The 24,322-nt window shown below is 71.4% G+C and carries 19 protein-coding genes; 9 read left to right on the forward strand and 10 right to left on the reverse strand.

Annotation, left to right across the window (positions count from 1 at the left end; all coding sequences use genetic code 11):
- The first annotated feature begins 93 nt into the window (after window positions 1-93).
- Entirely contained in the window at window positions 94-1,845 is a 1,752-nt protein-coding gene (locus ABC337_RS02895; protein ID WP_412882447.1) for a dolichyl-phosphate-mannose--protein mannosyltransferase, read from the forward strand.
- A 62-nt stretch (window positions 1,846-1,907) separates the two neighbouring features.
- Entirely contained in the window at window positions 1,908-3,737 is a 1,830-nt protein-coding gene (locus tag ABC337_RS02900) for an AMP-dependent synthetase/ligase (RefSeq protein WP_412882446.1), read from the forward strand.
- 63 nt (window positions 3,738-3,800) lie between these two features.
- Here the strand turns inward: ABC337_RS02900 and ABC337_RS02905 are convergent, their stop codons facing one another.
- From ABC337_RS02905 to ABC337_RS02930, 6 genes are all read right to left on the reverse strand, one after another.
- Window positions 3,801-5,069 carry a TIGR01906 family membrane protein gene (locus tag ABC337_RS02905; RefSeq protein ID WP_412882445.1) on the reverse strand — a complete coding sequence of 423 codons (1,269 nt, stop codon included), beginning with the start codon at window positions 5,067-5,069 and terminating at the stop codon, window positions 3,801-3,803.
- Window positions 5,070-5,219: 150 nt separating this feature from the next.
- Window positions 5,220-6,455 (reverse strand): L,D-transpeptidase, encoded by a 1,236-nt coding sequence (locus tag ABC337_RS02910; RefSeq protein ID WP_412882444.1) that lies wholly within the window; start codon window positions 6,453-6,455, stop codon window positions 5,220-5,222.
- On the reverse strand, window positions 6,434-7,660 hold the full coding sequence (locus ABC337_RS02915; protein ID WP_412882443.1) for a L,D-transpeptidase: 1,227 nt from the start codon (window positions 7,658-7,660) through the stop codon (window positions 6,434-6,436). The genes ABC337_RS02910 and ABC337_RS02915 overlap by 22 nt, the downstream gene beginning before the upstream one ends.
- A 166-nt stretch (window positions 7,661-7,826) precedes the next feature.
- A complete protein-coding gene (ahcY, locus tag ABC337_RS02920; protein WP_412882442.1) occupies window positions 7,827-9,305 on the reverse strand; it encodes an adenosylhomocysteinase in 1,479 nt (492 codons plus the stop codon).
- Between the two features lie 140 nt (window positions 9,306-9,445).
- The gene (locus ABC337_RS02925; RefSeq protein ID WP_412883231.1) at window positions 9,446-9,691 is read right to left on the reverse strand and encodes a hypothetical protein; all 246 of its coding nucleotides are present in this window, start codon (window positions 9,689-9,691) and stop codon (window positions 9,446-9,448) included.
- Window positions 9,692-9,787: 96 nt separating this feature from the next.
- Window positions 9,788-10,195, reverse strand: a complete 408-nt coding sequence (locus ABC337_RS02930) for a DUF3499 domain-containing protein (RefSeq protein WP_412882441.1) — start codon at window positions 10,193-10,195, stop codon at window positions 9,788-9,790.
- Between the two features lie 121 nt (window positions 10,196-10,316).
- Here ABC337_RS02930 and ABC337_RS02935 point away from each other — a divergent pair, with 121 nt between their 5' ends.
- On the forward strand, window positions 10,317-10,817 hold the full coding sequence (locus ABC337_RS02935) for a metallopeptidase family protein (RefSeq protein ID WP_412882440.1): 501 nt from the start codon (window positions 10,317-10,319) through the stop codon (window positions 10,815-10,817).
- Here the strand turns inward: ABC337_RS02935 and ABC337_RS02940 are convergent.
- Genes ABC337_RS02940 through ABC337_RS02950 form a run of 3 tightly spaced genes read right to left on the reverse strand, consistent with a single transcriptional unit; the run spans window position 10,814 to window position 16,672 of the window.
- Complete coding sequence (locus tag ABC337_RS02940; protein WP_412882439.1) at window positions 10,814-12,562, reverse strand: DUF5719 family protein; 1,749 nt, start codon at window positions 12,560-12,562, stop codon at window positions 10,814-10,816. The two genes, ABC337_RS02935 and ABC337_RS02940, sit on opposite strands and share 4 nt — an antisense overlap.
- Window positions 12,555-16,097 (reverse strand): glycosyltransferase family 2 protein, encoded by a 3,543-nt coding sequence (locus ABC337_RS02945; protein WP_412882438.1) that lies wholly within the window; start codon window positions 16,095-16,097, stop codon window positions 12,555-12,557. Before ABC337_RS02945 ends, ABC337_RS02940 begins: the two co-directional genes overlap by 8 nt.
- A gap of 29 nt (window positions 16,098-16,126) precedes the next feature.
- Complete coding sequence (locus ABC337_RS02950; protein ID WP_412882437.1) at window positions 16,127-16,672, reverse strand: WhiB family transcriptional regulator; 546 nt, start codon at window positions 16,670-16,672, stop codon at window positions 16,127-16,129.
- 439 nt (window positions 16,673-17,111) lie between these two features.
- On the opposite strand from ABC337_RS02950, the gene ABC337_RS02955 reads away from it, so the two are divergent.
- Window positions 17,112-17,864 (forward strand): TIGR03089 family protein, encoded by a 753-nt coding sequence (locus ABC337_RS02955; protein ID WP_412882436.1) that lies wholly within the window; start codon window positions 17,112-17,114, stop codon window positions 17,862-17,864.
- Window positions 17,865-17,921: 57 nt separating this feature from the next.
- On the opposite strand, the gene ABC337_RS02960 is transcribed toward ABC337_RS02955, so the two are convergent.
- Entirely contained in the window at window positions 17,922-18,488 is a 567-nt protein-coding gene (locus tag ABC337_RS02960) for a GtrA family protein (RefSeq protein ID WP_412882435.1), read from the reverse strand.
- Between the two features lie 200 nt (window positions 18,489-18,688).
- Between ABC337_RS02960 and ABC337_RS02965 the strand changes: the two genes are divergently transcribed.
- Genes ABC337_RS02965 through ABC337_RS02985 form a run of 5 tightly spaced genes read left to right on the forward strand, consistent with a single transcriptional unit; the run spans window position 18,689 to window position 24,309 of the window.
- Window positions 18,689-19,834, forward strand: a complete 1,146-nt coding sequence (locus ABC337_RS02965) for a 5-(carboxyamino)imidazole ribonucleotide synthase (protein WP_412883230.1) — start codon at window positions 18,689-18,691, stop codon at window positions 19,832-19,834.
- The gene (gene purE, locus ABC337_RS02970) at window positions 19,831-20,400 is read left to right on the forward strand and encodes a 5-(carboxyamino)imidazole ribonucleotide mutase (protein WP_412882434.1); all 570 of its coding nucleotides are present in this window, start codon (window positions 19,831-19,833) and stop codon (window positions 20,398-20,400) included. Before ABC337_RS02965 ends, purE begins: the two co-directional genes overlap by 4 nt.
- Before the next feature lie 11 nt (window positions 20,401-20,411).
- Window positions 20,412-22,082, forward strand: coding sequence for an LCP family protein (locus ABC337_RS02975; RefSeq protein ID WP_412882433.1), 1,671 nt, complete (start codon window positions 20,412-20,414; stop codon window positions 22,080-22,082).
- A gap of 11 nt (window positions 22,083-22,093) precedes the next feature.
- The gene (gene manA / locus ABC337_RS02980; RefSeq protein WP_412882432.1) at window positions 22,094-23,347 is read left to right on the forward strand and encodes a mannose-6-phosphate isomerase, class I; all 1,254 of its coding nucleotides are present in this window, start codon (window positions 22,094-22,096) and stop codon (window positions 23,345-23,347) included.
- Window positions 23,348-23,349: 2 nt separating this feature from the next.
- A complete protein-coding gene (locus ABC337_RS02985) occupies window positions 23,350-24,309 on the forward strand; it encodes a lipid II:glycine glycyltransferase FemX (protein ID WP_412882431.1) in 960 nt (319 codons plus the stop codon).
- Window positions 24,310-24,322: the final 13 nt, after the last annotated feature.

The following is a 24,322-nucleotide window of genomic DNA, read 5'->3' on the forward strand; positions in this document are numbered from 1 at the left end:
CATCGGACTGGGGGCTGCTCGGCTCGGATTCCACAGCACCAGCCTACTGCCGCCCGGCGCGCGGGACCGACCCGGCCGGCTGCCGCCGGTAGCATGGGCTTCGTGACGCAGACCCCCATGCGGTCAGCCGGGGCCGCGCCGACCCCCGCCGACGCAAGCACGCAGCAGCCCGCCGCATCCCGCCGACGTTCGGCGGGTACCGCCGGCGGCGGCCGGAACCTCGAGGGGCACCGCTGGATTGCCCGGCCGAAGGAGGCGTACACCCTCCCCGCCCTCACCCGGCGGCTGGTCGGGGACCTCGGCAGCTGGAGGGACTACCCGCCGTCGTTGCGTCTCTGGTACTGGCTGATCCCCACCCTCACCGCGGTGCTGGGCGGCATCCTGCGCTTCGTCCGGCTGGACACCCCGCACAACCTGGTCTTCGACGAGACCTATTACGTCAAGGACGCCTACTCCTACCTGGTCAGCGGGTACGAGCGGGCATGGCCGGACAAGGCCAACGATTCCTTCATCGCCGGCAACCCGGGCATCCTGCTGGACAGCCCGGAATACGTCGTGCACCCGCCGGTGGGCAAGTGGATGATCGCCGCGGGCATGTGGCTGTTCGGGCCGGAGAGTTCCTTCGGCTGGCGCTTCGGCGCGGCCCTGACCGGCACCCTGTCCATCCTGCTGCTCGCCCTCGTAGCCCAGAAGCTCTTCCGGTCTATGACCCTGGGCGCGGTGGCGGGGCTGCTGCTGGCGGTGGACGGCCACCACCTGGTGATGTCCCGGACCTCGCTGCTGGATATCTTCCTGATGTTCTGGATCCTGGCGGCGTTCGGCGCGCTGCTAATGGACCGCGACGACGGCCGGCGCCGGCTCGCGGCACGGCTCGCCGCGCAGGCCTCCTCTTCGCCCGACGGTGTCCCCACGCGGCTGCAGCTGGCCGCCGGCCCCTGGCTCGGGGTGCGCTGGTGGCGGCTCGCTGCGGGAGTCTGCCTAGGCCTGGCCGTGGGCACGAAGTGGTCCGCACTGTTCTTCCTGGCCGGCTTCGGACTCCTCACCGTGTTCTGGGACCTCAGTGCGCGCCGGATCGCCGGGGTGCACGGCTGGATCGCCGGCGGCATCCTCAAGGACGGCCTGCCGGCGTTCCTGAGCATCGTCCCGGTCGCCGGGCTGGTCTACCTGGCCACCTGGACCGGCTGGTTCCAGTCCAGCAACGCCTACTTCCGGCACTGGGCCGAGGCCAACCCGTCCGCGCAATGGGGCTGGATCCCCAACGCGCTGCGGTCCCTGGCGCACTACCACCTGGAGGCGTACAAGTTCCATCAGGGCCTCAGCGCGGACCACCCGTACAAGGCCAGCGCCTGGAGCTGGCTGGTGATGGGCCGGCCGACGTCGTTCTTCTACGAGTCCCCCAAGCAGGGCACCGGCGGCTGCGAGCTGCCCAGCTGCACCTCGGCCATCCTCTCGGTGGGCAACCCGCTGATCTGGTGGAGCGCCGCCGTCGCCCTCGCCGTATTGCTGTTCTGGTGGATCGGCCGCCGTGACTGGCGTGCCGGGGCAGTCCTGGCCGGCGTCGGCGCGGGCTACCTTCCCTGGTTCATGTACCCGGAGCGGACCACGTTCTTCTTCTACGCGGTCTCCTTCGAACCCTTCCTGGTCCTCGCCCTGGTCTACTGCCTGGGGCTGGTGCTCGGCCGCCGGACCGACCCGCTGTGGCGGCGGCGCTCCGGTCTGCTCGTGGTGGCCGTCTTCGTCGTCGGCGCGGTGCTGCTCTCGGCGTTCTTCTATCCGGTCTGGACGGCCGAAGTGATTTCCTACCAGGACTGGCGGGCCCGGATGTGGATGCCGTCCTGGATCTAGGGCAGGATTACTAGCGGACACCCGGTCACCGGCCGGCCGACCCGGAACGGGAGAGACGCGACGTGAGAGAAGCCAGCACCGGACTGCTTGTGGAGCTCGATCCGGACAGTAATGTCACGGACCTGCTGCTGGAACAGTACGCCGAGGACCCGGTCCGCGCCCTGTATGCCCGCAAGGGTCCCAACGGCTGGACGGATGTGCCGGCCCGGCAGTTCGTTGATCAGGTCCGGTCCCTGGCCAAGGGGCTGATCGCCGGCGGCATCGTCCCGGGCGACACCGTTGCCGTCATGTCCGCCACCCGCTACGAATGGACCGTGGTTGATTTCGCCATCTGGTTCGCCGGCGGCGTGACCGTGCCGATCTACGAAACCTCCTCCGCCAGCCAGGTCGAATGGATCCTGCACGACTCCGGCGCCCGCCGCGTCTTCGTCGAGGACCAGGCCAAGGCAGACCTGGTCCAGGGCGTCCTGGACTCCTCGGCCCTGCTCGCCGAGCGCGTCCTCGGCGTGGTCAGGATGGACTTCGACGGCGCCGCCCCCAGCCTGGCCAGCCTGGCCGCCGCCGGCACCGGCGTCACCGACGCCGAGCTGGAACGGCACCGGTCCGCGGCGGGCCTGGACGACGTCGCCTCCCTGGTCTACACCTCCGGCACCACGGGCCGGCCGAAGGGCTGCGAGATTACGCACGGCAACTTCGCGACCGTGGCCAAGAACATCGTCCTGTTCCTGCCCGAGATCCTACTGAGCCCCTCCAACCGCACGCTGATGTTCCTGCCGCTGGCGCACGTGCTGGCCCGCGCCGTGCAGGTGGTCTGCCTGGCCGCCGGCACCACCCTGGGCCACACCGGCAGCGCCAAGGAACTCCTCGAGGACCTGGGCACCTTCAAACCCACATTCCTGCTGGTAGTGCCGCGGATCTTCGAAAAGGTCTACGCCGGCGCCTCGCACAAGGCCGCGGAGGCGGGCAAGGGCAAGCTGTTCGACGCCGCCGCCACCACCGCCGTCGAATACTCCCGGGCGCTCGACGCCGAGGCCCGCGGCGCGGGCCGCGGGCCCGGCCTGCTGCTGCGCGCCCGGCACGGGCTCTTCGACAAGGTGTTCTACCCGCGGCTGCGGCAAGCGTTCGGCGGCCAGCTGGGCTACACCGTCTCCGGCGCCAGCCCGCTGAGCGCCAACGACGCGCACTTCTTCCGCGGCGCCGGGATCCCGGTGCTGGAGGGCTACGGCCTGACCGAGACGACGGCCCCGTGCACGGCCAACACCCCGTCCCGGACCAAGGTGGGAACCGTGGGCATCCCGATCCCCGGCACCACCATCCGGATCGCCGACGACGGCGAGATCCTGGTCAAGGGCATCGGCGTCTTCAAGGGCTACCACGCGAACGAGACGGCCAACGCCGAGGCCTTCACCGACGGGTTCTTCCGCACCGGCGACCTCGGCGCCCTGGACGAGGACGGCTTCCTGACCATCACGGGCCGCAAGAAGGACCTGCTGGTCACCGCCGGGGGCAAGAACGTGGCGCCCGGGCCAATGGAGGAAAAGATCCGCGAGCACCAGCTGGTGGCCCAGGCGGTGGTGGTGGGCGATGGGCGGCCGTTCGTCTCCGCGCTGATCAACCTGGACCCCGAGGGCCTGGAGAACTGGTGCGCCGCGCAGCGCATCCCCGTGATGGGAGCCGCGGAGGCGGCCTCCTCCGAACTGGTCAGGGAGGCACTGCAGGCCGCCGTCGACGACGCGAACCGGCTGGTCTCCAAGGCCGAGTCGATCCGCAGCTTCGTGGTCCTGGACGCCGACTTCACGGTCGAGTCGGGCCACCTGACCCCGTCACTGAAACTGAAGCGCGCCGCCGTCGTCCGCGACTACGAGGAGCACATCGACCGCATCTACGGCTAAGCCTGCGGCGGGGCAGGGCCCCGCCGCAGGCTGCGGCCGTGTGTGGCGGCCGCGAGGTTCTGACTACGACTGCGCGGGGCCGGCGGGGGCGCTTGCGCCCTTGGATACCGATTCCGGGGCGGCGTCCGTAGCCGGTTCCGTCGCAGTGTCAGGCACAGCTTTGGCTTCTGCGGGCGCATCCGCGGCCGGGGCGCCGCGGCGCTTGAAGCGGCGGCCCTTGAGCGCCGCCTCGGTGGATGTGTCGGCGTCGGCGGGACCGCCGGCGGCCGATGCGTCGCTGGCAACGGTGTCCTTCGCCTTCCCGGTCCGCGGCGGCAGGCCGCGGCGGCGGCGGGTGGGCCAGGTGAGGATGAGGGTCAGCAGCGAGGCCAGCAGCACCAGGGCGCCGATCGCGATCCCGGCGTCGCTCCAGAACTGGGCCGGGAAGAGCCGGATCAGGGTGTCCTGCAGCGAGAACGTCCAGGTGCCGTTGGCGAAGAATATCTGGTGGAACTCGGTGAAGAACTGTTCCCAGCCGAGCACCGCCAGGACGCCCAGGCCGGTGATGATCACCAGGGTGGCGATGGAGCCGGCGAAGAGCCCACGGCGGACCCCGCCGGTGCTGCGGCGGCGCAGGTACAGGATGGCGACCAGGCTGACGATGCCCAGCAGCGTCCCCGCCGCGAAGGAGGAGAGCATCACGGTTTTGACGTCGGCCATGTGGCTGACCTCGCCGGCCTTGAACAGCTTCTCCCCGCTGCGGTTCACCAGTTCGCCCAGGTAGCGGGGGCCGGACCAGTTGCCCAGGTAGTCCACGGCGTAGGAGCCGTAGGTCATCCGGTCGTCGATGTTGAAGCCGTAGCCGTCGCCGGGGAAGCCTGGGCGGTTGTATTCGGCCCAGAGGAACAGCGGGCTGGTCACGGCGCGGACGGCGAGGACCAGCAGGATGACCGGGAAGCAGACGGCCAGCAGTACCTGCATGACCCGGGGCGCCACGGGCTTGGCGTTGGCGGCCTGCTCGCGTTCGGCGTTGCGGCGCTCCACCTCTTCCTGGGGCGGGCGCACATGCAGGGCCGAGGTGGGGAGCGCCTCGTGGTAGGCCTCTTCCCCGGCGGGTCGGCCGCCTGCGGGGGCACCGCCGGCGCGCTCGTCGGTGCGGCGTTCGGCGGCGAGCCGTTCGGCGCGGCGGCCCTGGCGTTCACCGGGTTCTCCAACGGTGTCCTTGCCCGGGGCCGGCTTCGAGGCCGCGGCGCCGGAGGGCTTCATCCACTCGAAGACGGGCTCGTCCGTGTCCCCGGCGGGGTCCAGGTCGGGCTCCGGCCGGTTCGGAGGGGTGGCACTCTTCTCAGTCACTGCTGCTTCGCTTCCGTCGGATTCCGCGCGTCCGGGCGTCGAGCCGGGCCGCACCTCATATCTGTTCTCGAGCCTACCGTCAGGGTTTCGGCCCCGGGGAGGTGCCACCCCGGACCGTCACCGATTCGTGGCCAAACTCCCCGGACTCCCCTAGCGCTTGGCATACACGTTCCAGGGGATGTTCCAGTCGCCGAAGCCCTCGAGGGGTTCCACCGGCGGAGCGCCCGTGTTCAGGGTCTGGACCACGTCGCCGGGCTTCATCGTGGCGAAGAACCACGCGGCGTCCGCCGGCAGCAGCCCTACGCAGCCGTGCGAGACGTTCGCCCGGCCCACCGCGCCCCAGGCTGACTCGAGGGCCTGGTGGACGTACACACCCGACGTCGTGAGCCGGTTGGCGTACTCGACCGTCAGGGGCGGGTAGTAGCCCTTGTCCCCCGGCTTAAGCCCGATGCTGCCGGCGTTGAACCGGGAGCTGCGCTCCTGCTCCATGATCACGGCGTACCCCGTCGGGGAGAGCCAGTCCTCCCCGCCGAGGGTGACCGGTGCGGTGCGGGCGAGGGCGCCGTCGATGTAGACGTTCATGGTCTTGGTGGTGTCGTCCACGACGGCGATCCGCTGCGGGCCCACTGTGTAGCCGATTCGGGTGTCCGCGTTGCCCACCATTCCGTTGCCGAAGTCCACCCCGAAGAGGCGCAGGTCCACGCTGACCGTGGCGTTGGCGGCCCAGAAGGTTTCCGGCCGGATCCGGGCGCGCCGGTCCGAGTACCAGCGCCAGGCCACGGGCTGGCCGGAGGATGCCGTGACCGTCACGGCCCGCTCCAGCGCTTCCTTGTTCTTCACCGGTTCGCTGAAGATGATCTCGAGCGGCTGGCCGGCCCCGAGGGTGCTGCCGGCGCGGGGGTAGACGGCGGCGTCGGCCTCGTTGGCGGCGGCCACCGTGGTGAACCGCTGCTCCCGGACGGTGGTCCGCCCGGCGCCGTCGACGATGGTGAAGCGGTACCTGTAGGCGGTGTCAAAGTCGAGCGGCTGCTCTGCCGTCCAGGTGGTGCCGTCGGCGCTGAGGCTGCCGGGGACGGGGCCGCCACCGGTCTCGGGGCGCAGCGTTACCTCCAGCACGCGGCCGTTCACGGCCTTGACCGCGGGCAGCGAGGCCGGGTTAACGCCGGTGGCGCCGTCCAGCGGCGTCACTCCAAGTTCCAGCGGCTGCAGCACGGGGACGGCGAGTCCGCTGACCGAGCGCATCGGCGCGGACGCCTCGGACGGCAGCTTTTCCTCGGCCCAGACCGGGGCGGTGGCGGATCCGATGCCGGCCACAGCCAGGAGGATGCAGATGACCGCGACGGCGGGCAGCCTGCTCCGGCGCTTTAGTTGGCGTACTGGGCCCATGGGATGTTCCAGTCGCCGTAGCCGTCGTCGAACGCGGCGAAGTCGCCCTCGGTGTTGACCACCTGGACCACGTCGCCGGCGGTCATGTTGTCGAAGACCCATTGGGCGCCGTCGGGTCCCAGCCCGATGCAGCCGTGCGAGAGGTTGGTCTTGCCGATGTAGGGCAGGGCGGAGTCGGTGGCCTGGTGGATGAACTCGCCGCTGGGGGTCAGCCGGGTGGCAAAGTTGACGTCCAGTTCGCCGTAGTAGGCCGGGTCACCGGGCTTGAGGCCGATCGAGGCGGCGCTCATGTGCTCCACCCGGTACTTCTCCATCAGGACCAGGTAGCCGCGCGCCGACGGGAACCGGGTGTCGCCCATGGTGGTGGGCCATTCGCCGACCTGCTGGTCGTTGATGAAGGCCTTGAAGGTGTGGGCGGTGGCGTCGGCGATCGCGGTCTTCTTGTCGCCGATGTGGATGGTGACCTTCTTGTTGAAGTTGCCGATCTGGCCCTTGCCGAGGTCGACGCCGAAGAGCTGCATGTCCATGGTGATGGTGCTGTTGGCGGCCCAGAAGTTCTCCGGCCGGTACCGGACCATCGTGTTGCTGAACCAGTGGAACTCTCCGGGCTGGCCGGAGGTGGAGGTGATCTTGATGGCCTTCTCTACGGCGTCGCGGTTCAGGACCGGTTCGCTGAAGGTGATCTGGATCGGCTGTGCGACGCCCACCTTCATCCCGTCCAGCGGGTAGATCGCGGCGTCGGCCTCGTTGGCGGTAGAGACCGTGGTGAAGCTGCGGGTGGAGGTAGTGCTCCGGCCGGCGGCGTCGACGACCGTGTAGGTGTAGGTGTACCGGGAGTTGAACTTCAGCGGCCCGGACGCGGTCCAGCTGGACCCGTCGGCGCTGAGCGTGCCGTCCACCGAGCCGCCGGATTCGCTGGTCAGGGAGGCCCGGTCGATCCGTCCGTTGCCGACCTTCAGGGTCACCGGCGAGGCGGGGTTCACGGCCGTGGCGGCATCCGCCGGGGCCGCGGTCAGCTGCACCGGCGGCAGCACCGGGTAGGCCAGTCCCGGGGTGGACCGCTCCGGCGAGGAAGCCTCGGAGGCAAAGGACGGGTGGGCCAGCGGCCCGGCCGCGGCGAAGACTCCTCCGCCGGCTCCCAGCACGCAGACAGCGGCCAGGACGATGGCCTTGCGGCGGGTGCTCCAGGTTTTTGAGACGGTCACGATACTCGGGTCCTTCCAGACGTCACCTTGCCAGCATAGGGGCAAACGGGCGCCGGACCGGGCCGGGCCGAGGCACGATACGGTCACAAAAAGGCCCCGGGCCCGCGGCGGGTGCCGTGGGTCCGGGGCCTTCCCGGGAGACTCAGGGGACGTTCCCAGGGAACTCCTAGTAGCGGTAGTGCTCCGGCTTGAACGGGCCGGCAACGTCGAGGCCGAGGTACTCCGCCTGTTCCTTGCTCAGCTCGGTCAGGGTTGCGCCGAGCGCGTCCAGGTGCAGCCGGGCGACCTTCTCGTCCAGGATCTTCGGCAGCACGTAGACCTGCTTCTCGTACTCCTTCTCACCCTCGGGCTGGCCGGCCTTGGTGAACAGTTCGATCTGCGCGATGGTCTGGTTCGCGAAGGAGTTGCTCATCACGAAGGACGGGTGGCCGGTGGCGTTGCCGAGGTTAAGCAGGCGGCCCTCGGAGAGGACGATGATCGACTTCTCCCCGTCGGTGCCCTCGTTGAAGACCCACTCGTGGACCTGCGGCTTGATCTCGACCTTCTTGATGCCGGGGATCCGGGCCAGGCCGGCCATGTCGATCTCGTTGTCGAAGTGGCCGATGTTGCCCACGATCGCCTTGTCGCGCATGCCGGCCATGTGTTCGGCCAGGATGACGTCCTTGTTGCCGGTGGTGGTGATGAAGATGTGGCCTTCGGCGAGCACGCTCTCGAGCGTGGCCACCTGGTAGCCGTCCATGGCGGCCTGCAGCGCACAGATCGGGTCGATCTCGGTGACGATCACGCGGGATCCCTGGCCGCGGAACGCCTCGGCGGCGCCCTTGCCGACGTCGCCGTAGCCGCAGACGACGGCGACCTTGCCGCCCATGAGGACGTCGGTGGCGCGGTTGATGCCGTCGGGCAGGGAGTGGCGGATGCCGTACTTGTTGTCGAACTTGCTCTTGGTGACCGAGTCGTTGACGTTGATCGCCGGGAAGAGCAGCTTGCCCTGTTCGGCGAGCTGGTACAGGCGGTGGACGCCGGTGGTGGTCTCCTCGGTCACGCCCAGCAGGCGGGAGCCGATCCGGGTCCACTTCTGCGGGTCCTTTTCGAGCGAGGCGCGCAGGACGGACAGGAAGACCCGGCCCTCCTCGGACTCGTCGTCGCCGGCGGCCGGGACGGAGCCCAGGGCCTCGAACTCGGCGCCCTTGTGGACCAGCATGGTGGCGTCGCCGCCGTCGTCGAGGATCATGTTCGGGCCAAGGTCCGGGTTGCTGTCCGCGCCGGGCCAGGTCAGGATCTGCTCGGCGGTCCACCAGTATTCCTCGAGCGTCTCGCCCTTCCAGGCGAAGACGGGGACGCCCTTGGGGTCCTCGACCGTGCCCTGGCCGACGACGACGGCCGCGGCGGCCTCGTTCTGGGTGGAGAAGATGTTGCAGGAGGCCCAGCGGACCTCGGCGCCGAGCGCGGTGAGGGTCTCGATCAGCACAGCGGTCTGCACCGTCATGTGCAGGGAGCCGGCGATCCGGGCGCCCTTGAGCGGCTGGCTGGGGCCGAATTCCTCGCGCAGGGCCATCAGGCCCGGCATCTCGTGCTCGGCGAGGCGGATCTGGTGCCGGCCGGCCTCGGCCAGGGAGATGTCGGCAATCTTGTAATCGAAGGTCATGAAAATCCTTTGGAGTAGCCGGGTTGGAAGCGTCGGGTTGAAAGCACGGGGCTGTCAGGGGTTCGGAGCCGCGGGCGGTTCCGATGGGAAGCGGGCCGGGCGCACCTCATTGGCGCGCCGCGTACGCCTCGGGGCAGGTGCTAGTCCGCGGCGTGGCGGGGTCCGGCGGGAGCGCCGCCGTCGTGCTGGTCGGACGCGGCGGAGCCGGCGGCGGCCAGGAGTTCGGGCGGGAGCAGCAGCGGGATGCCGTCTTCGATGCTGTAACGGAGGGTGCGGCCCTGCGCGTCGGGGCTGGTGGCAACGAGTTCCTCGCCCTCCTGCACCAGGGTGGAGCCGGTGACCGGGCAGCGCAGCACGGAGAGAAGTTCGGAACTGATCAATGGCACGTTAAGACCTGGCATGGCGAAGGCTCCCTGGGGGCGCCGCGTCGGGCGCCGGTGGCTTACGGAAAGTTCTTCCCCAGCCTACCGCTGATTCGAGGCTCAGGAGGGTTCGCGGAGGACGCGCAGGTGGCCGCGCCGGGTGCCCTCCGGGGTGGCCGGGGCCTCCAGGGCGGGATGGCTGGCACGCTGCCCAGGGGCCTGGGCCGCGTCGTTACCCTGTCCGGATGGGGCCGGGCGTCCGGCGGCCTCGCGGACGGCGTGGGCCAGGGCCAGCAGGTCGTCGGGGCCGGGCCCCGCGGGCGTCGCAGGCATGGCCAGGCGCAGGACCTCCCAGCCGCGGGGCACCGTCAGGGAGCCCGCGTGCTGTTCGCAGAGGTCGTAGCAGTGCGGTTCGGCGTAGGTGGCCAGCGGGCCGAGAACGGCGGTGGAGTCGGCGTAAACGTACGTCAAAGTCGCCACCGCCGAATTCCGGCAGGCGGACCTTGAACAGAGACGAATTGCACCCACGACACCACAGACTACTCCCCCGCACGGTTCCGGGGCCGCATTGAAACACCACAGGAGGGGCCCGCCCCCGCGTACGGCCCGTCATATCGCGGAATCAGGGCGCCGGGTTTAGAGTCGAGGTATGCAGTCTTTGCCCCACGATTCCGGCTTTACGGTGCGGCTCACGGAGCCCGGCGCCGCCGAGGGCGGCCGTGTCCGGGGCTTCCGCGAACGCCGCAGGAACCGCCATGGCCGTGGCCTGCGCGGTGAGCTGCTGATGCCCACGCTGCCGGGGTACCGGACCCGGGCGGAGCGCTTCGACGACTTCGTCCTCGATTCAGCCCAGCGCCTCCACGACATTTGGGGCAAGCCGCTGGATGGGGTCCGGTTCGCTGTTGAGGACATCCCGCCGCAGCTGGAGCAGCTCGTGGCCGAGGGCTCGCCCGCGCCGATGGGTGCCTACGCGCCGGCGACGGCGGGCGAGGGCCCGGTGATCACGCTCTACCGCCGCGTGGTGGAGCAGGCGTGCGGGAGCCGGGAGGAACTCGCCGACCTGGTGCACGACGTCGTCGTCGAACGCACCGCAGAGATGCTGGGTGTTCCGCCCGAGACGCTCGACCCCGTCTACCGCCGCCGCTACTAGTAGCCGAGGGTAACGGCGACCTTTTCCTGGCCGGCCGCGCCCGGGGACACCGGCACCGTGGCCACGTCCGCCTTGCCGTCGCGTTCGAGCAGGACCGCGCCGTAGGCCGCCTCCCCCGCCGCGGACACCAGGTAACCCACCACCGCTGAGCCTTCCACGTCAGCGGGGATCTGCACGGACGCGGTCGTGCCGCCGGCGATATCCGCCGTCGTGGCGCTGCGGATCTTGCCGTCCGCCGTGACCGGCGTGTAGGAGATGGTGGCGCGCCCGTCGGGGGCGCCGAACATCAGGAAGCGGCTGCCCGCCACCGGGACGGGCACCAGGTGCTGGCTGCCGAGCCGGATGGCAGACGGCGACCAGGCGACATCCGTGGGGTCCTCGGCCTTGAGGCCGCGGGTGACGCGGGCGGCCGCGGTAAAGGAGACATCCGAGCTGGCCGAGACGGTGTAGTGCCCGGCGGGGACCCCCGCGAGCGGGACGGTGGTGACGGAACCGGCCTTGGCGGTGACGACGCCGCCGCCGGGCAGCGGCTTCTGCCCGTCCCGGCCGTACATCTTGACTTCCACGACGGCGTCCGCGGCGCCGGGGACGGCGATCTGGAGTGCGGGGCCGGCGTCCTCGAAGCCTGACCTGGTCGTGAGCGGGCCGAGGGCGGCAGGGTCCTGGATGTCCAGCCCGGTGACGGCCTGCCGGGTGGCGGGGCCGGTACCGGGGGTGATGAAGTCGACGCCGCCGGGCGTCAGTCCGCGGAGCACGCTCTGCTGGATGACTGCGGCCACGGGGCCGCCGGTGCTGCGCACCCGCACGGCCAGGCTGTCCTGTCCCGGCGCGAGGCCGGCCAGGACGATCGAGCGGGTGGCGCCGGGGGCCACCAGCAGGCCGCGGCTGCCGGGGGCCTGGATGACGCCCTTGGCCCCGAAGAGGTCCAGGTTGACTGTCGCCGGGGTGCCGGAGGCATTGGTCAGGTTCAGCACGGCGGTCCGGCCCAGGGAGGTGTCCGCACCTACCAGCCAGAGATCGTTGGCGGGATTCTGGCAGGCCGCGGCGGCGGTGCCGCGGAGGTCGCCGTCGTCCGCGGCGTAGCTCATGGCGGCGGCGGCGGAGGGCTGCTGGTCCCCGAAAGCGTCCGCGCTGAGGACGCTTACGGCGTCGATCCCGCGCTGGGCGACGGCGGCGCGAGGTGTGGGCGGTGTGGTCGCGGGGGCCGGAGCCGGGCTCGCGGTGGCGGGCGCGGCCGGGACCTTGGCCAGTTCCACCAGGGGGCCGCCGGTGAGGCCGGCGAGGCGGCTGCCGGGAAGCACGCCGGAGCCGTTGCCCAGGACCAGGGCGGAGACGGCGCTCTTGGCCGTGGCGGACTCGGGGCTGAACTGCGGGTCGGTGCCCACCGGGGTGGCCTGGAGCAGCCGGGCCGGGGCGGGGCACACGGCCACAAGGTTACCGGCCGGGACCGCGGCCTGGGGTGCCGTCAGCGGGCTGCTGCCGGAAGTCCGGGGTGCCAGTGCCGTGGCGGCCACCAGGCCACCGCCCGCGGCCACCAGGATCACGCCGGCGAGGACTCCACCCAGCGGGCGGGCCAATGTCTTCAGCCGCTGCCCTGTGGGCCGGGAGTCAGTGGGGCGGGATTCCTTGGACTTGCGCTCTTTTCCCTGGCGCTCCTTGCCGCGGGCGCTGCGGTCCCGTTTGCCGTCCGCCCGCCCTTCGCCGGAGCTTTCGGGCCGGGCCGCGGGGTGCTGTTCGTCAGGCATGCTGGTGTTCCTTCCGCAGGGACGCTTCGTCCCGGGAGATGCCGGCATTGCGGCGGCGGGCGGGCATGGGGATGGCCAGCAGCACGGTCAGGCCGATCACGACCGCCTGCCCGATGCCGGTCCAGAGCGCCCAGGGGTTCTCGTAGCGGATGCTGAGCTGTCCGCCGCGGGCCGGCAGCGTGAAGGCCTGTGCCCAGTCCGAGGTGGTGGCGGTGAGCCGTTTGCCGTCCAGGAAGGCGCTCCATCCGGCGTCGGCCCGTTCGCTGAGGACCACCAGCCGGCCCTCGGGGCCGTCCGGAACGGGAGCCTCGGCGTCCAGCGGTCCGGCGGGCAGCAGGCCGGTGGTGGCGCCGGAGCCGTCGACGATCCGCAGCCGGTGTGCCACCTCCGCTGCGTCGGCGGGGCCCTGCTGGCTCCGGTGCAGCGGGGTGATGCGCCACAGCCAGCCGACGTCGGTCTGCCCGACGGCGACGAGGCCGGGGACGGCGTCCATGCGGCTGGCCGTCAGCTGGGCGGAGCTGTCCGCGGCCGAAAGCACCACGAAGCCGACGCCGAATTCCTCCAGCTGCTGGCGCGGATCCACGCCCTGGCCGGCGACGATGGTGGCGACCACGGAGCGGAGCGTGCCGTTGACGGTGTCGTCCAGCCGGACGGATTCCTCGCCCGGCGCCCCGATGACGGGCCGGGCGGAGGCGATCGCGGACAGTGCGTCCAGGGTGGTGCCGGAGCCGCGCATCAGCGAGGCGGCGAATCCGCCGTTGTCCTGCGTGGAGATCACCAGGGTCCGGGTCTGTTCGGGACCCTCGCCGCGGTCGATGGCGGTGGCGGGCAGCGCCGTGGCCCGGCCCGGCTGGAGCAGCCGGGATACGCCGAGCGCCCCGTTACCGGCGGCGGCATCTGCGGCGTCGGTGCCGGCGGCGGGACCCGCGGCCGGAGCATCGGTTCCCGCGGCTCCGGTGGAGGTGGCTCCGGCGGGGGCGGCCCCGGCAGGGGCAGTTCCGGCGGGGGCGGCCGCGGTCTGCAGTACGTTGTGCGCGGACCACGCGGCAAGCCCGGCCAGCGGTCCGGCGACCATGAGCACGACGGCGGCCGCGGCGGCTCCCTTCACCAGGAAGGCAGGGACCGCGGATGCGCCGGCCGGAAGCGGCCGGGAGGTGGTGGGCCGGTCTGTTGCGGTGTCGGCGGCCGGCTCGGTCCCCGGCTCTGCCTCGGCGGTGACGGGCCGGGTGCGGGCTGCGGCCGCGGCGTCCAGCAGGGCTTCGGCGCCGAGCAGCGCCGCGCCGAGCAGGAGGAAGGCGGCGGCGGACACGGCCGGTCCGGAGAACGGGGACACCAGGACCTCGGCGCTGGCGGCGACGGCGAGGTGGCCGGCGAGCCAGCTCCCGGCCAGCAGTACGAGGGCCGCGGCCCACAGGCTGCGCGCGAGGCGGGGCCGGCGGCCGGTGCCGCGGCGGCCCGGGAGGAACAGCGCGGTGAGCGCCAGCACCAGGACGGGGACCCCGGCGAGCAGGGCCAGCAGCAGCGCCCACGGCACGGGGCCGGGACCGAAGAGGGACAGCCCGGAGAGGCCCGCGCCGGCGTCGAAGCGCAGCGGCTGGCCGAGCGCCTGCTGCCAGAGCGGCGCGGCGTCGAAGCCGAGCGGCAGGCCCGGGTCGGCGAGCAGGGCGCGGGGGCGGTCCAGGGCGGAGAGGGCGAACGGAACGAAGAGCGCCAGGCTGGGAAGCAGCGACCACCAGAGCGTTCGTCCCCGGCGGCCCAGCAGGACCGCAGCGAGGACGATCAGGACCAGGGCGGGCACCAGGAGCGAGGGGGCGGCGGCGGTGACGACCGCGAGGGCGAGCCCGGCGGCGGCCGCGGCGGTCCACGACGGCGTCCCGTTGATGCCGGGTTTGATGGGGGGCTTCTCGGTAAAGCGGCGCTCCCCCGGCGCGGGCACCGCGAAGCGGCCGCGGCCGGGGACGGTGCCGGTGGCGCGCAGCAGCGCCAGGACCAGCAACGGCAGCATCACGTGCGCCACCAGGGCACCCAGTCGGCCCTGGTTCAGGGACACCTGCAGCGCCGGGGCGCCGGCCCAGGCCAGCGCGGCGATGAACCGCAGCCGCCGCCGCCGGGTCAGGGCCCCCGTGGCGAACCAGGCCGTCAGGGCCGCCAGCGGCATGGCCAGCAGCAGGAGCCACACGACCGAGGCGTTGGCGTTCCCGGCACCGAGGACGCCCAGGAACCAGAGCACGAAGCCGAAGGGATCCCCGCGCCCGGGCAGCCCGGCGCCGAGTTCCACCCACCAGCCGGTGGCGTGGTCCCAGATCCTGCCCAGCCCGGTGGAGAGCGGGATCAGCGCGCCGCCGGTGACGGCGTCGGCCCGGAAGATATTGAGCAGCCCTGCCACCGAGGCCGCGGCCGCGAGCAGCACCGCCAGCAGCGCGCCGGCTCCCACCCAGCCGCGGTCCGTAGCGGCAAGGGCGGCGAAGTCGTCGGCGGCGTCGCCGCTGGGCTGCTCCCCCAGCGGGTCGTGGCCCGCAATACCCTCGGCCTCATCGGAGCCGAGGGATTCAATCAGGGAGCGCCGGTGGGCCCAGACCTCGCGGCGGTGGGTCTGCAGGCCCTTGATCACGGATCGGCGGATCCGGCGGGTGCGCGCGGCGTTGCGGCGGCCGCGGAGAACGGCGGCGGGCCGGGCGAGGGCGCCGAGGGTGGCAACCAGCTGGGCCAGGCCGTGGCCGGGGTCCTTGAGCGCGATGCTCAGGACAAGTTTGAACAGGCTTCCCAGCAGGGCGCCGATGGCATGCAGGGGCACCTTCCAGGCCGAGGCGTGCTTGAGCCGAAGGTGGACCTGGGCCTTACGGGCGGCAGCGGGGGTGCCCTGGCCGTGCGGGCGGTGCGCCACGTGGAACATGCGCGCGGCCGGGACCACCACCACGCGGTGGCCGGCCAAGCGGTTGCGCCAGCAGAAGTCGACGTCGTCGCCGGTTCCGGGCAGGGCGGGGTCGAATCCGCCCAGTTCCTCCCAGACGTCCCGGCGGACCAGCATGCCGGCGGAGTTGACGGCGAAGGTGTCGCTGCGGCCGTCGTACTGGCCCTGGTCGAGCTCGTCCGCCTCGATCAGGGTGAGCCGCTCGGCCCAGCGGCTGATGGAGAGTCCGACGTCGATCAGGCGCCGCTCCGAGTGCCAGTCGAGCTGCTTGCAGCCCGCCACCGTCACAGAGGGCGCGCGTTCGACGGCGTGCAGCAGTTCCGCGAGGGCCTCGGGGGCCGGGGCCGCGTCGTCGTGGAGCAGCCAGATCCATTCGGCGTCGGCCGCCATGCCCTCCCGGCGCGGGGCCAGGGCGGACAGGCCGGCCTGCACCGCTCCGCCCATGCCGGTCCGGGAGTGTTCGACGGCGGTGACGTTGCCGGCGCCGAGCGCCTGCGCCAACAGGGCCGCCGAATGGTCGCGGGATCCGGTGTCGACCCCGATCGCGGCGTCCGCGGGGCGCGTCTGCGCCGCCAGGGCCGCGAGGGTTCTGGGGAGGTAGTCGCCGCCGTCGTGGGCTACCACGACGGCGGTGACTCGTACTTCTTGAAGAATTAGACTGCCCGCTTCCTAAGCCTGCGGCGTTCCCGCTCGGAGAGGCCGCCCCAGATGCCGAAACGCTCGTCATTGGAGAGTGCGTACTCCAGGCACTGCGAGCGGACGTTGCACGCGCCGCAGACCTTCTTGGCGTCCCGGGTGGAGCCGCCCTTTTCGGGGAAGAATGCCTCGGGGTCCGTCTGGGCGCATAGCGCGTCCGTCTGCCAGCCCAGCTCGCCTTCGTCGTCGAAGTCCTGCTGCGCGGGGAGGCCGATCCAGATCGCCTGGGTGACGGTGCCGGCGTCGGGGGCCTGCACCTCCATGGGCGGGTCCAGCGGATCGTCGTCGAGATCCGGGTTCCCCGCATGGAGAGCCTCATGGGCTGCGAGGAAGGCCGTGGCCTGGTCCTCCAGCGCGTCCTTGGTCTGGCCGTTGTAGCGGTCCGCGGCCTCCGGATCGGCCGGGTCCACGTACCAGTCGCTCGGCACCCCGCGTGAACGGTATTTGGCCGTCGCCTGGCCGGCGACAACTTCCTCTTCATGGATACGCTCTGCAAGCCCCATTGGCGTTCCCTCTCTGATTGGCAGCCCCTGCTTGACCCACGGACACTCGGTTGAGCGCCGGCTGTTGTGCGGTGGCTTTCGTTCCCTAATTACACGCGTGTAAGTATCGGGGAGTCAAGCGGCAGCAGGGATAATAATCAATTCCTTGGGAATTCCTGAGGCACGCCACGCCCGTGTTTTTTTGCGCGGCCTGCGGCCCGTCCCCGCCAAATGGGAAGCATGCTGACCACCTTTGGGGGCCTAATGGCCATTTCTGCTCCCTTTCGACCGATATTCCGGCACGATCGGCGGCATCCCCCTCCCCCGCGATGGCCGCGCAGATGACGGCATCGATATACCCGGCAGGGGGCGGCGTGACCGAGAACACTTGCTGCATGTTCGGGGCAGGTCCGGGCACCGCCACGCGGGGCGCGGCGGCCGCCGTGGCAAGATAAACGCCATGAACATCCCCGCCGCCGACCTGATGTCGGCCCTGCGTTCCGGCCAGTCCACCGCCCCGCGCCTGACCTGGTACGGCCCGGACGCCGAGCGCGTCGAGCTCTCCGGCCGGGTACTGGATAACTGGGTGGCGAAAACCAGCAACCTGCTGCAGGACGAACTGGACGCCGAACCGGGGACGCGGCTGCGGCTGGACCTGCCGGCGCACTGGAAATCGCTGGTGCTGGCCCTGGCCGCCTGGCAGTTGGGGATGGAAGTGGTGCTGACCGACGGCGAGGCCGAACTGCTCGCCACGGCGGATCCCGGCCCGGCCGCGGCCGGCGGCGCAGTCGACGCCGTGCTGGCCGTGGCGCTGCCGGCCCTGGCGATGCGCTGGCCGGGCGAGCTCCCCAGCGGCGTCCTCGACTTTGCGGCGGAGGTCCGCAGCCACGGGGACTTCTTTATGGCCTACGTTGACCCGGAGCCGGACCGGACCGCGCTGCGGGACGCCGCCGGCGTCGACCATTCGCACGGCCGGCTGGTCGAGGACTTCGGGGCCCTGCCCGGCGGTGCAGGCGACAGCGGCGCGGACGACGTAGCTGCTACTGACGGCGCTGCGCCGCCGCGGTTGCTGGTGCGGGCCGGGGAGGGCCTAGAGGCTGCCCTGTCACGGGCGCTGTGGGCCTGGTCCCGCGACGGCTCGGTGGTGCTGGTGCACCCGGACGTCGCCCTCACCGAGCGGCTGCTGGGCGACGAACGGATCAGCCACCGCTGACCCGTCCTGTCCTGCCCTGACCCGCCCGGCCGCGTCTGCGAAGCAGGCCTGCGGGGCTTAGCGGTTGTCCGTCGTCGCGCCCGGGGTTCCGGTTTCGCGGCCGGCCGGCAGTGTGCCGGCGGCGTGCGGGTGCGCGTGGCGTTCGATGATCTCGTGGTCGCCGGAGAACTCCGGCTCGTCGTCGAGTTCCTTGTTGAAGACCAGGAAGCGGTAGGCGAAGAAGCGCACCACGGTTGCGACCAGGATGCCGACGACGCCGGCCAGGAACAGCATGTTCTTGTCGGTGATGCCCATGCCGTACTTGGCGAGGGCGGTCATGCCGGTGGAGATGCCGATGCCGATGCCATTGATCAGCACGAACATCAGGAACTCGCGCAGCACGTTGGCCTGGCGGCGGTGCCGGAAGGTCCAGAAGCGGTTGGCGATCCAGGAGAAGATGGTGGCCACGGTGGCCCCGACGAAGCGCGCCTTGGCCTCGCTGTCGGACATGGGGCCGTGCATCAGGTAGTAGGTCAGACCGTTGTCGATGACAAAGGCGACACCGCCGACGGCTCCGAACTTCGCTACTTCGCGCCAAAAGAGCGAGGCGAGCCCGCGGATCCGGTCTGCAAGTGTGGTGATCATGACCCTCCGAGGGCGTTGCTGTCTGTGGGGCCGGGTGGCCGACGGCCTATTTTAGCGCCGTTTCCCCGGAGATTGCCCCGCCGCGGGGACTCACCGGCCCAAATCACGGGTCCGGGGCCTCGTCCGGCGCGGTGTTCGGTAGGCTGGTCGATGTGACTTTTCCAGTAATCGGCGTGGTTGGCGGCGGCCAACTAGCCCGCATGATGGCCCCAGCCGCGACCGCTCTCGGCTTCGAACTCCGTGTCCTCGCCGAGGCTGAGGACGTCTCCGCGGTGGCCGCGGTGGCGAAAGCCCCGGTCGGTGACTACAAGGATCTGGACCACCTGCTGGAGTTCTCCCGCGGGTTGGACGTCCTTACCTTCGACCACGAGCACGTGCCCACCGAGCACCTGCGCGCCCTGATCGATGCCGGCGTCAACGTCCACCCGGGCCCCGACGCCCTGGTCAACGCCCAGGACAAGCTCGTGATGCGCGCCGCGATCGACCGGTTGGAACTGCCGAACCCACGCTGGACCGCGGTGGACGACGTCGACGCCCTCGTCGCGTTCGGTGACGACGCCGGCTGGCCCGTGGTGCTGAAGACCCCGCGTGGCGGCTACGACGGCAAGGGCGTGCGCGTCATCGCCTCGGCCGGGGATGCCGCCGCATCGGCCGACTGGTTCGAGTCGATGTCCCCGCTGCTGGCCGAGGCCAAGGTTGAGTTCAGCCGCGAACTCTCCGCCATGGTGGCCCGCACCCCGGACGGCGAATGCCGCGCCTGGCCCGTCGTGCACACCATCCAGGTCGACGGCGTCTGCGACGAGGTGATCGCCCCCGCCCTGGAGATCCCGCTGGAGGTCGCCGCCGCGGCGGAAGACGCCGCCGTGCGGATCGCCAACGAACTCGGCGTCACCGGCGTCATGGCCGTGGAGATGTTCGAAACCCCCGGCGTCGGCTCCGGCTTCCTGATCAACGAACTGGCCATGCGCCCGCACAACACCGGCCACTGGACCCAGGACGGCTCCGTCACCAGCCAGTTCGAACAGCACCTGCGCGCCATCCTGAACCTGCCGCTGGGCGCCACCGACCTGCTGGGCCCGGTGGTGGTCATGAAGAACTTCCTCGGCGGGGCCAACCAGAACCTTTACTCGGCCTACCCCGCGGCGCTGGCCACCGAGCCGGCCGCCAAGGTCCACAGCTACGGCAAGGCCGTGCGGCCGGGCCGGAAGATCGGCCACGTCAACCTTGTCGGCGGCTCCACCGCCGACGTCGACTCCGTCCGGCAGCGCGCCGGCGCCGTCGCCGCCATCATCCGGGACGGCCGGCCCCAGGCCGCCGCGCCCGAGACCACCGGGGAGACCGAATGACCACCGCTGACACCACCGCCGCCCCGCTCGTCGGGCTCGTCATGGGCTCCGACTCGGACTGGCCGGTCATGGAGGCCGCCGCGGAGGCGCTGGCCGAGTTCGGCATCCCCTTCGAGGCCGACGTCGTCTCCGCCCACCGGATGCCCACCGAAATGATCCGCTACGGGCAGACCGCCCACGAGCGCGGCATCCGGGTCATCATCGCCGGCGCCGGCGGCGCGGCCCACCTGCCCGGGATGCTCGCCTCGGTGACCCCGCTCCCGGTGATCGGGGTGCCTGTGCCGCTGAAGACCCTTGACGGCATGGACTCGCTTCTCTCGATCGTGCAGATGCCCGCCGGCGTGCCGGTGGCCTCCGTCTCCATCGGCGGCGCCCGCAACGCCGGCCTGCTGGCCGTGCGCATGCTGGCCGCCGGGACCGACGCGTTCGCCGCTGAGCTGCGCGCCGAGCTGCTGCGCTTCGCCCAGGACCTCAACGACGCCGCCACCGCCAAGGGCGCCAGCCTGCGCGCCAAGGTGGCCGAGGTGTTCTCCGCCGAGAACACCGAACCGCGGGGCGGCCGGTAAGGATTCCCACCATGAGCGAAGGATCCGCCGGCGCGCCGGACACTGACCGGCCCGGGCGGACCCGGCTGACGGACCCGGTCCGATATCCGCGGGGAGCCGCGCCCGCCACCCTGACCCGCCGCGGGATCCTGCTGATCCTGCTGACCCTTCTGGTTCCCGGCAGCGCGCAGCTGGTCGCCGGCGACCGACGGCTGGGACGCGCCGCCCTGCGCGTCACCCTCGCCGTCTGGGCCCTGGTGCTGCTGGGGCTGATCCTGCTGGCCGTCGCACGGCCCACGCTAATCAACCTCGTCGCCAACCCGGTCACCTCGCTGATCCTCGTGATCGTGCTCGCGGCCCTCGCCGTCGGCTGGGCGGCCCTGTTCCTGAACACGCTCCGGCTGATCCGGCCCGTGCTGCTGCCCGCGGCCCGCACCCGCGCCGCCGTCGTCCTCGGCCTGGTCGTCGCGATGGTGCTCAGCGCCGGCGGGCTCGGCTACACCGCCTACCTGCTGAATGTTGGCCGCGAGGCGATCGGCACCATCTTCGCCGACGGCCCCGCGATGGAACCCTCCGAGGGCCGCTACAACTTCCTCATGATGGGCGGCGACGCCGGCGCGGACCGGACCGGCCGCCGCCCGGACAGCCTCTCGGTGATCAGCGTGGACGCCAAGACCGGCGCCTCCGCGATCATCTCGATCCCCCGCAACCTGCAAAACGCCAGGTTCAGCGACGATTCGCCGATGCGGAAGATCTACCCGGACGGCTACAACTGCGGCGACGAATGCCTGATCAACGCGATCAACACCGAGGTCACCAACGAGCACCAGGACCTCTACCCCGGCGTCGAGGATCCCGGCGCGCAGGCCACGCTCGAGGCCGTCTCCGGCACGCTGGGCATCAAGGTCCAGGCCTACGTCCTGGTGGACATGGACGGCTTCGCCAAGCTCATCGACGCGATGGGCGGGATCCGGATCAAGGCCAGCGGATGGGTGCCGATCAGCGGCGAGACCATAGACGAGGCCAACGGCATCCACGGCATGCCGCTGGGCTGGATCCCCGCCGGGGACAACACCCTGGACGGCTACCACGCCCTCTGGTACGGCCGTTCCCGCGAATTCGTCGACGACTACGCCCGCATCGCACGGCAGCAGTGCGTCCAGCAGGCCATGCTCAAGCAGCTCGACCCGGGCACCCTGCTGACAAAGTTCGAGGACATCGTCAAGGCCGGCACCAAGGTGGTGGACTCCAACGTCTCCGCCGGGCAGCTGGGCAGCTTCGTGGACCTCGCCATGAAGTCCAAGGGCCAGCCCGTCCGCCGCCTGACCATCGGGCCGCCGGACTTCGAGGCCTACTTCTCCACCGTCCCCGACTTCGACCGGATCCACCGGGCCGTGGACAAGCTCCTCGGCCCGGCCCCGCAGGCGGCCGCCGGCACCGATGAGCTGCTCCGCCCGGCCGCGGTCCCCGGACCGCTCTCCGCCGCCGGCGCCGTGGCCGGGCTGCCGGCTCAGACCGCACCCCGCACGGTACCCGGAACGTCGCCGGCGCCGTCGGCGTCGTCTTCGGACTTCACCCCGGTAACCACGACACCGGACGGTGAACCCATCACCGAGGAGATGCTCAACGACTTCAAGCGCCAGGGCGACGAGCAGTCGATCCGCAACCTGGTCGCCACCAACGGCCAGTGCGCCCCGCTTTAGGATAAGGATCCATGTACGCACTCGAGAACGTTCTCCGCCCCTACGCCTGGGGGTCCCCCAGCGCGATCGCCGGCCTGCTGGGCCGCCCGGCCTCCGGCGGCCCGGAAGCCGAGCTGTGGATCGGGGCGCACCCTGACTCCCCCTCCACCGCGGTGGGAGCGGACGACGGCGGACCGCTGGCACTGGACGCGCTGATCGCCGGCGACCCGGACCACTTCCTGGGCAGTGAGAGCGTCGCCGCGTTCGGCCCGCGGCTGCCCTTCCTGCTGAAGGTCCTCGCCGCCGACCACCCGCTCTCCCTGCAGGTGCACCCCACCCTGGAGCAGGCCCGGGCAGGCTTCGCGCGCGAGGAAGCCGCCGGCGTCGACCGGTCCGCGGCGACCCGCAACTACAAGGACGACAACCACAAGCCGGAGATGATCTTCGCGCTCACCCCGTTCGAGGCGCTCTGCGGCTTCCGGCCGGCGGCCGCGTCCCGCGCCGTGTTCGAGGACTTGGCACGGGCCTTCGAGCAGGCCGGCCGCGAGGTCCCGGCCCTGCTCCCCCAGCTGGTCAAGGACCTCGGCCGGCCGGAGGAGGACCAGGCACTGCGCGCCGCATTCGAGAGGCTGATCGGCGGGGGCGACGATGTCGCCGCCGCGACGGCCGCCGTCGTCGAGCTGCTGGACGCCGGCACCCCGGAGGGGCCCGACGCCACCGCCCTCGAGACCGTCGGCACGCTCAATGCCGAATACCCCGGCGACCCCGGCGTGCTGATCTCGCTGCTGCTGAACCGGATCTCCCTGGCCCCCGGCGAGGCCGTCTACCTGCCTGCCGGCAACGTGCACGCCTACCTGCACGGCCTCGGGATCGAGGTGATGGCCTCCTCGGACAACGTGCTGCGCGGCGGCCTGACCCCCAAGTTCGTCGACGTGCCCGAGCTGCTGCAGACCATCGCCTTCGAAGCCGTGGGCGTGCCGGAGCTGCGCGCCGAGCAGACCATGCTGGGCCAGGAACTGTACCGGCCGCCGTTCGAGGAATTTGCGCTGCAGCGCATCGAACTGGCACCTGGCGGCGAGGCCGTTCCGCTGGCCCAGTCGGGCGCGGCAGTGCTGATCGTGGTGGCCGGGTCCGTGACGCTCGACTCGCCGAAGGGCGACCTCCGGCTGGACCGCGGCGGCAGCGCCTTCGTGCCCGCCGCCGAGGCGCCGGTCAACGTCCACCCGGCCGGGGACACCGCCGAACCGGCCGTCGTCTTTGCCGTGACCACCGGAATGAAGGCCTGATCATGGACCACTTCCTGCAGGGCCCGGACTGGGCCCGCGTCCAGCGCGACCTGGGCCGCACCGTCCACGAGGAATCGGGCGACGGCTGGAACTACCTCGCCATCGAGGAAAGCAACCCGGCCGGCAAGCTCCTGTACGTCCCCTACGGCCCCGTGGCCGTGTCGGTGCCCGCCTTCGACGCCGCCCTGGCCTCGCTGACGGCCCGCGCCAAGGCCTCAGGTGCGGTCTTCCTCCGCGTCGAGCCGGTCAGCGCCGGGTTCTCCGCCGCCGAGGCCGACGCGGTCCTGCGCAGCCGCGGTCTGCGCCCGGCACCGGCGAACCTGCAGCCGGAGCTGAGCTGGATCGTGGATCTTGAGCCGGACTTCAAGGAGGTCCTGGCCGGGATGAAGCCCGTCAACCGGAACCTCTACCGCAACATCCACAAGAAGGGCGTGACCTTCCGGACCAGCCAGGACCCGGCCGAGATCTCGGTCCTGCTGGGATTCCTGCACCAGACGGCCGCCCGCAACGGCTTCAAGCCGCAGAGCGATGAGTATCTGACCCAGGTGGCGCGGACGCTGATGCCCGCGGGCGCCGCGACCCTGTTTATCGCCGAACTGGAGGGATCACCGATCGCTGCGGCCCTGACGTATGACTCGGCGGACACCCGCACCTACGCCCATGCGGCACTGGATGACACCCACCGCAAGCTCAGCGCCGGCATCCCGCTGGTGGTGACGCTGATGGCGGACGCCAAGGACAAGGGCCTGCAGCACGTCGACCTCTGGGGCGTCGCGCCGGCGGACCAGCCCGGGCACAAATGGGCCGGGTTCACGGCCTTCAAGAAGTCCTTCGGCGGCCGGGAGGTCGCCTACCCGGGCACCTGGGACCTGCCGGTGAACAAGTTGCGCTACGGCGGCTACCAGCTGGCCCGCAAGGGCGCCCAGGTCCTGAAGGGACTGCTCCGCCGGCTGCGGCAGTAGCCCCCGCGGCGGG

It is taken from the genome of Arthrobacter phoenicis, assembly GCF_047238215.1.
GTDB lineage: Bacteria > Actinomycetota > Actinomycetes > Actinomycetales > Micrococcaceae > Arthrobacter.

What these genes read in the sequence shown, in the direction of transcription:
- ABC337_RS02950 (WP_412882437.1), bottom strand. Translation starts at nt 16,672, where the DNA reads ATGGGGCTTGCAGAGCGTATCCATGAAGAGGAAGTTGTCGCCGGCCAG.
- manA (WP_412882432.1), top strand. Translation starts at nt 22,094, where the DNA reads ATGTACGCACTCGAGAACGTTCTCCGCCCCTACGCCTGGGGGTCCCCC.
- ABC337_RS02975 (WP_412882433.1), top strand. Translation starts at nt 20,412, where the DNA reads ATGAGCGAAGGATCCGCCGGCGCGCCGGACACTGACCGGCCCGGGCGG.
- ahcY (WP_412882442.1), bottom strand. Translation starts at nt 9,305, where the DNA reads ATGACCTTCGATTACAAGATTGCCGACATCTCCCTGGCCGAGGCCGGC.
- ABC337_RS02960 (WP_412882435.1), bottom strand. Translation starts at nt 18,488, where the DNA reads ATGATCACCACACTTGCAGACCGGATCCGCGGGCTCGCCTCGCTCTTT.
- ABC337_RS02935 (WP_412882440.1), top strand. Translation starts at nt 10,317, where the DNA reads ATGCAGTCTTTGCCCCACGATTCCGGCTTTACGGTGCGGCTCACGGAG.
- ABC337_RS02940 (WP_412882439.1), bottom strand. Translation starts at nt 12,562, where the DNA reads ATGCCTGACGAACAGCACCCCGCGGCCCGGCCCGAAAGCTCCGGCGAA.
- ABC337_RS02965 (WP_412883230.1), top strand. Translation starts at nt 18,689, where the DNA reads ATGATGGCCCCAGCCGCGACCGCTCTCGGCTTCGAACTCCGTGTCCTC.
- purE (WP_412882434.1), top strand. Translation starts at nt 19,831, where the DNA reads ATGACCACCGCTGACACCACCGCCGCCCCGCTCGTCGGGCTCGTCATG.
- ABC337_RS02910 (WP_412882444.1), bottom strand. Translation starts at nt 6,455, where the DNA reads ATGGGCCCAGTACGCCAACTAAAGCGCCGGAGCAGGCTGCCCGCCGTC.
- ABC337_RS02985 (WP_412882431.1), top strand. Translation starts at nt 23,350, where the DNA reads ATGGACCACTTCCTGCAGGGCCCGGACTGGGCCCGCGTCCAGCGCGAC.
- ABC337_RS02955 (WP_412882436.1), top strand. Translation starts at nt 17,112, where the DNA reads ATGAACATCCCCGCCGCCGACCTGATGTCGGCCCTGCGTTCCGGCCAG.
- ABC337_RS02895 (WP_412882447.1), top strand. Translation starts at nt 94, where the DNA reads ATGGGCTTCGTGACGCAGACCCCCATGCGGTCAGCCGGGGCCGCGCCG.